The sequence below is a fragment of the Flavobacterium sp. genome (assembly GCF_020217025.1).
In the GTDB taxonomy this organism is placed as follows: domain Bacteria; phylum Bacteroidota; class Bacteroidia; order Flavobacteriales; family Flavobacteriaceae; genus Flavobacterium.
In genome coordinates this window covers 1-10,000 of sequence record NZ_JAIWOF010000011.1, presented here as the reverse complement: position 1 = coordinate 10,000, position 10,000 = coordinate 1, and the positions used below count along the sequence as shown (strand labels likewise).

The 10,000-nt window shown below is 32.0% G+C and carries 7 protein-coding genes; 4 read left to right on the top strand and 3 right to left on the bottom strand.

The features are described 5' to 3' along the window. The first annotated feature begins 133 nt into the window (after positions 1-133). From LDL23_RS00480 to LDL23_RS00470, 3 genes are read left to right on the top strand one after another with little or no spacing between them, the layout of a single operon-like run. Positions 134-1,792 (top strand): peptide MFS transporter, encoded by a 1,659-nt coding sequence (locus tag LDL23_RS00480; protein WP_291263950.1) that lies wholly within the window; start codon positions 134-136, stop codon positions 1,790-1,792. A 2-nt stretch (positions 1,793-1,794) separates the two neighbouring features. Further along, complete coding sequence (locus tag LDL23_RS00475) at positions 1,795-3,279, top strand: peptide MFS transporter (RefSeq protein ID WP_291263949.1); 1,485 nt, start codon at positions 1,795-1,797, stop codon at positions 3,277-3,279. 51 nt (positions 3,280-3,330) lie between these two features. Next, a complete protein-coding gene (locus tag LDL23_RS00470) occupies positions 3,331-3,798 on the top strand; it encodes a thioredoxin family protein (RefSeq protein ID WP_291263948.1) in 468 nt (155 codons plus the stop codon). A 3-nt stretch (positions 3,799-3,801) separates the two neighbouring features. Here the strand turns inward: LDL23_RS00470 and LDL23_RS00465 are convergent, their stop codons facing one another. The 3 genes from LDL23_RS00465 to surE form a co-directional block, all read right to left on the bottom strand. Beyond that, positions 3,802-5,814, bottom strand: a complete 2,013-nt coding sequence (locus LDL23_RS00465) for a ComEC/Rec2 family competence protein (protein WP_291263947.1) — start codon at positions 5,812-5,814, stop codon at positions 3,802-3,804. A gap of 106 nt (positions 5,815-5,920) precedes the next feature. Continuing rightward, on the bottom strand, positions 5,921-7,036 hold the full coding sequence (lpxB, locus tag LDL23_RS00460) for a lipid-A-disaccharide synthase (RefSeq protein ID WP_291263946.1): 1,116 nt from the start codon (positions 7,034-7,036) through the stop codon (positions 5,921-5,923). 17 nt (positions 7,037-7,053) lie between these two features. After that, the gene (surE, locus tag LDL23_RS00455) at positions 7,054-7,821 is read right to left on the bottom strand and encodes a 5'/3'-nucleotidase SurE (protein WP_291263945.1); all 768 of its coding nucleotides are present in this window, start codon (positions 7,819-7,821) and stop codon (positions 7,054-7,056) included. A 143-nt stretch (positions 7,822-7,964) separates the two neighbouring features. Between surE and LDL23_RS00450 the strand changes: the two genes are divergently transcribed. Next, positions 7,965-10,000, top strand: a 2,036-nt coding sequence (locus tag LDL23_RS00450; RefSeq protein WP_291263944.1) for a carboxy terminal-processing peptidase, incomplete at its 3' end; no start/stop codon positions are given.

The following is a 10,000-nucleotide window of genomic DNA, read 5'->3' as shown; positions in this document are numbered from 1 at the left end:
TCTTGGTTAGAAAAAAGAATGCACAACGATCATGTTGAAGCTAAAACGGAATAAGCAATAAAATAAAATATTTTTTATATCTTTCAAACCTACAAGAAACCCTTGTAGGTTTGTTTTTTTAATACAATAAATTATGTGGAAAAGTCATCCTAAAGCATTGCCTTACTTGTTTTTATCTGAAATGTGGGAGCGTTTCGGTTACTATTTAATGATTGGTATTTTTACCCTTTATTTAAAAGATGTCGAAGCCGGATTCGCTATGACCGAGAAAGAAGCATCCGATTTATACGGAACTTTTATCGCTTTAGTCTTCTTAACACCTTTCATTGGTGGTTTAGTTGCGGATAGATATTGGGGCTACAAAAAATCTATCGTTATTGGTGGAATTATGATGGGAGCTGGTTATTTTATGATGGGAATTCATGATGTTACCATGCTTTACATTGCCATGACATTAGTAATTGTAGGTAACGGTTTTTTTAAACCCAATATTTCAACATTATTAGGAAACTTCTATTCTGAGGACCAATACAAAGACAAAAAAGACGAAGGCTATAACATTTTCTACATGGGAATTAACGTTGGAGCTTTCATTTGTAACTTCTTTGGAGCTGCTTTGCAAATTTTATTAGGTTGGCAGTATGCTTTTATGGCAGCTGGAGTTGGAATGTTTGTAGGAGTTATTGTTTTCTTATTAGGAACAAAACATTATGGAGATAAAACCGAGAAAAAAGGAGTACAGGCTGAAGATATGCCGTTCTGGAAAATTGTAATGTTTATCTTAGTACCATCTGCGGTTTTTGGAGTTATTGGTTGGTTAATCAAAGGAGTAACATCTGAAGCAAATCCTGGAGGTTATATTTTTGGTTCAGATAGTACCGATGCTTTTATTTTTGCATGTATACCGGTGATTTTCTTTTACGGAAGTTTGTATTTTAAAGCCAAAGTAGAAGACAAAAGACCAATCGGAGCTTTGTTAACTATTTTTGCTGTTGTAATTTTATTCTGGGCTGTGTTCAAATTGAACGGTTCAGCTTTAACAACTTGGGCAGACCGTTATACTGATAGAGAAATAACAGGAACTACTCAAACTGTTTTCAATGGATTAAAATTAGCCAAAGAAGTTGAATACAAAAAAGATACGGTTGAATTATACGATGCAAGTTTCCGTATTCAAAAAGTAGATGGCGAAGTTCAAAAAACAGTTGATTATCCGGTTTATTTTAGAAACGTAGCGAAAGATAAATTACCTGAAGAAGGTTCAAAAGTGTCGCTTTGGGCAACCAATTTAAGTCAGTCGATTAATCCTGGTTGGGTAATTATTTTAACACCATTAGTTGTGGCTTTCTTTACGTTTTTAAGAAGCAGAAAGAAAGAACCATCAACACCAACAAAAATCGCGTTCGGATTATTAATTTCCGCTTTATCTGTTTTAGTAATGATTGCTGCCGTAAATATGGGAGCAAACGGAACAGAAAAAGTAAGCGTTTGGTGGTTAGTAGCTAATTACGGAGTAATCACAATTGGAGAATTATTCTTGAGTCCGATGGGATTATCGGTTGTTTCTAAATTAAGTCCAACAAACATTACTTCGTTAATGATGGGTGGGTGGTTTTTATCTACTTCTATCGGAAATAAATTAAGTGGGGTTTTAGCGAGTCTTTGGGATACCTATGATAACAAACAAGACTTCTTTTGGGTTAACTTCGGATTATTAATGTTTGCAACCATGTTGATGTTTGTTTTATTGAAACAACTTAATAAGGTAATGCAAGAAAAAGGAATTCACTAAGCATGGAAAAAGAAATAAGAATTGAAGAAATTCAAAATTTTGAAGGAAAGTATCCAAAACAACTTTGGTATTTATTTACTGTAGAAATGTGGGAGCGCTTCTGTTTTTATGGAATGCGAGGAGTGCTAACTTTTTTTATGGTGGATCAACTTTTATTAAAAGATGACGCTGCCAATTTGCAATATGGCGCCATTCAGGCCTTTGTGTATGCTTTTACATTCATAGGTGGAATATTTGCGGATAAAATTCTAGGTTTCAAAAAATCATTATTCTTTGGAGGAATTGTTATGATTCTTGGGAATTTACTGATTGCATTTGCTCCTCAACAGATGTTTTATTATGGAATTGCTTTTTCAATTATAGGAACAGGTTTTTTCAAGCCTAACATTTCTTCAATGGTTGGGGAATTATACCATGAAAAAGATCCAAGAAGGGATGCAGGATACGGAATGTTCTATGCAGGAATTAATATTGGTGGTTTACTTGGCGGTGCGCTTTGTATTTATTTGGGTAAATATCATTCATGGACGTTATGCTTTTTAGCAGCAGCAATTGTAATGGTAGCAGGTTTAATAACTTTTCTATTAACAAAGAAACACCTTGGGCCAATTGGAGATTCACCATTATTAGCAATGCCAGAATCGAAAAGAAAAATTAGAGAAATTGCTGTTTATGTAGTGTCTCTTTTAAGTATTCCATTCATTTATACTATGGTAATTAATACTGATTACACCGATTATTTCATGTACACAATTGGAATTGTTGCAATTGGTTATTTCGTTTTTGAGTTATTAAAATTAGGTGAAATAAGCTTGCAAAAAAAGCTAATTGCGGCATTTTCATTTATCTTTTTTTACTTCTTATTCAATGCAATTTATGAGCAAAGTGGCGGTTCATTATCGCTATTTGCAAAAGATAATTTAAATTCTAATTTGTTAGGTTTTACCATTGATCCTAATGTTGTTAATAATAGTTCAAATACATTTTTTGTTATTGTTTTAAGCCCGCTAATAGGATTGTTATGGTTGTGGTTAGCAAAGAAAAAAATAGAACCTAATACATTAATTAAATTTGGAATTGGCTTTTTATTTCTTTCAGCTTCCTTTTACTTGTTCTACTATACTAAGTTTTTCGCAAATATTGAAGGGATGACTTCTTTAAACCTTTTTACGTTTGCTTATTTAGTAACAACAATTGGAGAGCTTTGTTTAGGACCAATAGGGATGTCAATTATCACCAAGTTATCGCCTAAAAAATTGTTCGGAATGATGATGGGATTATGGTTTTTGGCAAGCGCATTTGGTCAATTAGCTGCTGGGAAATTAGGTGCCGCAATATCACAATCTAATGGAGGAACTACTTTAATGTCAAAATTACAATCTTATACAGATGGCTATTATACGTTAGCTATTTATGCTCTTGTTGCTGGAGTATTTTTGATTGCTATTTCGCCAATCATTAAAAAATTAATGCAAGAAGTTAAGTAACAGCTATTTTTGGCATTTTATTTGCTTAATTTTGTTTTATAAATTTACAATATGAAAAAGATTTTAGTTATAGCGTTTTTAACTTTGACGAGTATGTCAATACAAGCGCAAGAAGAGTTAACATGGCATACCGATATGTCAAAAGCAACGGATATTTCCATTAAAGAAAATAAACCAATGTTCTTGTTTTTTACAGGTTCTGATTGGTGCGGATGGTGTATTCGTTTGCAAAAAGAAGTTTTCAAAACCCCAGAATTTATCAAATGGGCTAAAGAAAACGTTGTTTTAGTGGAATTAGATTTTCCTAGAAAAAATAACCAAAGTGAAGAAGTAAAAATGCAAAATGCACAATTGCAACAACAACTTCAAGTTAGAGGTTATCCAACGGTTTGGTTTGTAAGTGCAACAAAAACTGCTGAAGCTAAAGTAAATTTAAATGCTTTAGGAAGTACAGGTTATGTAGCTGGTGGTCCAAAAGTTTGGATTGACGGAGCAAATCAGATTATTCAGAAAAAATAAGAATTATTTCAATCTATAGAATCCCTTTTCGGCAATAGCATGGAAAGGGATTTTTTCTTTTCTACAAGTAGCTTCCCAACGTTTAACGGTGCTTTTGTAGTTGCTTTTATCCGCAATAATTTCTTTTGGTTGTATTTCATGAATCAATCGTGCTAAATTAATTTTTGGATTTTGAGTTAAAACAACTATTTCAGGAGGAATAGAAGTTTTGTAAATCCCAAAGCTATCAATAACCAAAATTCTTTTATTTTGAAATGAAATCGCATTTTGCATCGGAAAAATTCGCAATGAATCGGAGAACGTTCCTCTTGTATAATGATTTAAAGTCGTGTTGTGATTTTCTGGAATATCAGTAAATGCAATAACACTATTTTGATTTTTGATGCCAATTAACGTTGATTTTTCATTAAAAACCACCAATTCACTTCCTTGGTTTTCATTCCATTTAACACTAATATAACTCAATTGGAAAAGTAAAATGCTTGCTAAAATATATTTTATGTTTTTAACTTTTGTGTGATACATCCAATAAATAAAAGCAACGATAACTAAATACATCGAAAAAGTGAGCCAACCCGAAAACGAAATATTCGTGATAATGCCGCTTTTAAATTGGGCAATCCAATGAATATAATCGTTCATAAATTGAATATTGAATTCTAAAATTTTCCCTAAGAAAACTGCAACTGTAGGAAGTACATAATTAAGAGGTAAAATCACAATTCCAGCAATTAAAACCAAACTTGAAAGCGGAATAATAACTAAATTAGCTAATAAAAATAATAAAGGTAATTGATTGAAATAATACAAACTCAAAGGCAAAACGCCAATTTGTGCTGCTAAGGAAACTAAAATCGTATCCGTAAAGTAAACCGCTATTTTGTTTTCGGAAAAATAGAGTTTCTTGTAAAAAGGTTGAAACAGAACTATCGATAAAACGGCAGCATAACTCAATTGAAATCCAATGTCAAAAATAGCATTTGGTTTTACCAATAAAATCAAGAAAGCGGAAATCGCTAAAGCATTATAAATCGCTTTCGGCTGATTGAAATAATTTCCAATGCTAATAAAACTAAACAAAGTCACCGCTCTTGTTACTGATGCAGGCAAACCTGTAAGCAAAGCAAATAACCATAAAATCGCTAAGACGATTAGTAGTTGGATTTCCGCACCAAAACGAACTTTTTTTAGTGGTTTTAATAAGAACACAATAAAGAAGTAAATAATAGAAATATGCAATCCTGAAATCGCTAAAATATGAATCACTCCGGCATTGGAATAGTCGGCAATGGTTTCTTTGTCTAATTCCAATCGTTGTCCTAAAATTAAGGCGTCAATTATGGCTTTGGTTTTGGAATCAAATTGATGAATCTCAAAACTTTTACTGAGATTATTTCTTAAATTTTCAATGTAATAATCGGTGGTTTTATGTCTTTGAATGATTTTAATTTGATTTTCTTGCGTGTAAATTTGATGGAATACGTTTTGCTTTTCTAAATATTTCGAATAATCAAATTGGTACGGATTGAAAGCTTTAGGAACAGGATAAACGGCATTATTTAACCAAATTTCATCTCCACAATGTAAGGTTTCATTGTTTGTTTTCGGAACATAAAGTAATAGTTGCCCAGAAGCTATTGAATCATTAAAATGCGAAAGTGTAATAAAATATTTGTTGTATTTTTCATTTGGTTTTAATGTAGTTGAAACGATTGCGCGAATTGAATTCGTTTCCTCAAATGACTTTTTAGAGTAATGATTTTTCGAATTTAAATCGGAATGAATATAAAAACTCATCATTCCTAAAGTAAAAGCGAGTAGGTAAGTGGTAATTCCAAAAAGAGTATTTTGAAGCAAAGCTTTTTTACTTTTCCAAAATAGAAAACAAAAAATCCCTAAACACAAAAACAATGAAACAATAAGAGTTGATAAACTCCATTGCAAGTTATATTCTGCAATAATACCTATCGCAAAACTAATGGTAATGGTAAGTAAAGGAAACTTAAATACTTTCAATCACTGTTGTTTTTGAAGTAGTATTTAGTTTTAAGGAGTTGGGACTTCTTAATCCCAAAAATATAAAAAAATCGTTAAGTTTATAATAAATCGATAAGAATATTCTTTATTTTTTGAAGGAATCTAGAATTAGTTCCGCAGTCTTTTTACTTGCGCCTTCGCCTCCTAATTTCTGTTTTAAATCAGCATAATTTTGCAATAAAATAGTGCGACTTTCTGAATTTAGAATTTTATTCAATTCTAATTTTAAATTTTTAGTATTCAATTCGTCTTGAATCAATTCTTTCACCACTTCTTTATCCATGATTAAATTCACTAACGAAATGTATTTTAAAGTAATGATGCGTTTAGCTATTTGGTACGAAACCCAACTTCCTTTATAACAAACCACTTCAGGAACATTAAAAAGTGCAGTTTCTAAAGTAGCAGTTCCAGAAGTTACCAAAGCGGCATGAGAATGGCTCAATAAATCATAGGTTTTGTTCGAAATAAACCTCACGTTTTCATTCGTTAAAAACGTCTTGTAAAACTCATATTCCTGACTTGGAGCGCCCGCAATTACAAATTGATAATCGGGAAAATCGTTGGTTACCGAAAGCATAATCGAAAGCATTTTAGCAATTTCTTGCTTGCGACTTCCCGGTAATAATGCGATAATTGGTTTGTCTGATAAATGATTTTCTTTTCTGAAAATTTCATCTGAAACTTCCGTTCTATTTGCAATAGCATCAATTAATGGATGTCCAACGAAATGAACTGGGAAATTGTGTTTTTTCTCGTAAAAATCTTTTTCAAACGGAAGAATTACATACATATAATCCACATCGCGTTTAATGGCTTTGATACGATTTTCTTTCCAAGCCCAAATTTGAGGTGAAATATAATAATGGGTAGAAATGTTACGTTCTTTTGCCCAAGTCGCAATGCGCATATTAAATCCAGGATAGTCAATGAAAATTATGGCATCTGGTTGAAATGCTTCAATGTCTTTTTTGCAGATTTTGATATTATTCAAAATGGTTTTTAAGTTCATCACCACTTCAATAAATCCCATAAAAGCCAATTCGCGATAGTGTTTTACTAAAGTTCCGCCCACATTTTGCATCAAATCACCACCCCAAAAACGAATTTCGGCAGTTGGGTCTTTTTCATACAAAGCTTTCATCAAATTTGAACCATGTAAATCGCCTGAAGCTTCACCTGCTATGATATAATATTTCATTTTCTAATCGTCTAAATTTATAATTCCCAAGAATTCAATTGTTGCATCGCGTGATGTGCTGTTAAGTCAAATTGCACGGGTACAATCGAAATGTAACCATTTTCTAAAGCCCATTCATCCGTATCGCTTCCTTTATCTAAATTGACAAATTTTCCAGTTAACCAATAATATTCTTTTCCTTGTGGATTCGTTCTTTTGTCAAATTCTTCTTGCCACATGGCTTTCGCTTGGCGACAAATTTTCACTCCTTTGATTTTTTCTTTGCTTAATTTCGGGAAATTAACATTCAAAATTACGCCTTCGGGCAAACCGTTTTTCAAAACTTCAGAAGCAATTTGTTTTATATGACTTTTGATGGGTTCAAAATCGGCATCCCAACTGTAATCTAATAATGAAAATCCAATAGCAGGAATTCCTTCGATTCCAGCTTCAACTGCGGCACTCATCGTTCCCGAATATATCACGTTAATAGAAGAATTGGAACCGTGATTAATTCCTGAAACACATAAATCGGGTTTTCTTTCTAGAATTTCGTTTACGGCAATTTTTACGCAATCTACGGGAGTTCCGCTACAACTGTATTCTTGTTTAAGGTCTTTGTCTAAATGTACTTTTTCTAATTTTAAAGTGTTGTTTATGGTTATTGCGTGTCCCATTGCGCTTTGTGGACTATCGGGAGCAACAACAACAACTTCTCCCAATTCTTTCATCACTTCAATTAAAGCGCGAATTCCAGGAGCAACAATGCTGTCATCGTTAGTTACTAGTATCAGTGGTTTTGACATTTTTTGTACATTTTTTGCTAAATTAAATAATTTATGTCGAAACCTTTTTTTTGAATGCTAAATTTTATGGGTTTAACAAAAAATTATAGTAATTTGCACACTTGTGGCATGATTTTTTGTGTAATTTAGTTGAAAATTTTTCAATGAAACGAATAGTGGAATTTATGAAAAGAAATTATAAGGTTATATTGTTGGTAACTGCTTTATCAGCAATACTGTGGAGTTTTATTCCTAGAGAGAAAACAGAAGATCCAGAAAAAGACAAGCTTTTATTAGAGCTATTGACTTTTGTTTTAGAAAAAGGTCACTATAGTCCCGTTGAGATTAATGATGATTTCTCAAAAAAAGTCTATAAAAAATATTTAGATAATATTGATCCGACAAAACGATTTTTTATTCAAAGTGATATTGATGAGTTTAGTAAATATGAGACTTCAATTGACGATATGATAAAGAATAAAGATTTGACTTTCTTTAATTTAACAAATGCTCGTTTGTTAAAAAGAATGAGCGAGTCTAGAGAAATATATGAAGATGTTTTAAGTAAACCTTTTGATTTTACTGTTAAGGAAAGTATTAATGTGGATTATGAAAAATTACCGTTTTCTAAAAGTAAATCAGAGTTAAGAGATAGATGGAGAAAACAATTGAAACTGTCAGCTCTTTCTTCTATAACTGATAAAGAACAACTTGAGGAAGATAAAAAGAAAAAGGATAATGCGTATGAGGTGAAATCATTTGATGTGATTGAGAAAGAAGTACGTGAAAATTCATTAAAATCATTAAATGAGTATTTTGACTTTATAGAAAAAGAGTTAGAAAGAGACGATTGGTTTGCAATATTTTTAAATTCTATTGTGGAACGCTTTGACCCACACACTTTCTATTTTTCACCAGATGATAAAGAAAAATTTGATGTAAGCATGAGCGGAACATTTCAAGGAATTGGAGCTCGTTTACAAAAGAAAGAATCTGGAGTTGAAGTTTCAGAATTGATTTCTGGTGGTCCAGCTTGGAGAGGAAAAGAATTAGAGGCCGGAGATTTAATACTAAAGGTTGCGCAAGGAAAAGAAGAGCCTTTAGATATTGCAGGAATGCGTTTAGATGATGTAGTGAAAAAAATCAAAGGTCCAAAAGGAACTGAAGTTCGTTTAACAGTTAAAAAAGTTGACGGCACTATAAAAGTAATCTCAATTATTAGAGATGAAGTTGAAACAGAAGAAACATTTGCAAAATCAAGTATCGTAGTTAAAGATGATAAAAAATATGGAATTATTTATTTGCCTAAATTCTATATTAGTTTTGAAAACAAAGAAAATCGTGATGCATTTAAAGATGTAGCGGCTGAGATTGAAAAACTAAAAGCACAAAACATTGATGGTCTTGTTATGGATTTACGCGATAACGGAGGAGGTTCTTTAGAAACGGTTGTTAAAATGGTAGGTTTGTTCATTCCAGATGGTCCAATTGTTCAAGTAAAAGCACCAGGAAGAAATCCAGAAATTTTGCCAGATCCTGATAAGAAAGTACAATACGATGGTCCACTTGTTGTAATGATTAATAATTTTTCTGCTTCTGCTTCTGAAATTTTTGCTGCGGCAATACAAGATTACAAACGCGGAATTATAGTAGGAAGTAAACATTCTTACGGTAAAGGAACCGTTCAGAATGTAATTGATTTAAATCAGTTTATTAGAGGGAATTCCTACGGTGATTTAGGAGCGTTAAAAACTACTATTCAAAAATTTTACAGAATTAATGGTGGTTCTACGCAACGTGAAGGAGTTAAGAGTGATATTGTTTTCCCAGATCGTTTTTCTTACCTTGATATGGGTGAACGTGATGAAGAAAGCGCATTGCCTTGGGATAAGATTGAACCTGCTAAATACCAACCATTAAATGCTAATTATGATAATGTTATTGCAAATAGTAAAAAGAGAATAGCTGCTAATCCAACTTTCAATTTAATAGATGAAAATGCAAAATGGATTTTTGAGCGTAAAGATGAGAATGATTTTAGTTTGAACTTAAATGACTTTAAGAAAGAAATTGCGGTTGCAGATGTTAAGATTAAAAAGTTTAAAGCTATTTCAGATTACAATAATAAATATGTTTTTACGTCTTTACCTGATGAAGTTGCTTTGTTTGAAAAAGACACTTTATTAAAGCAGAAAAGAGA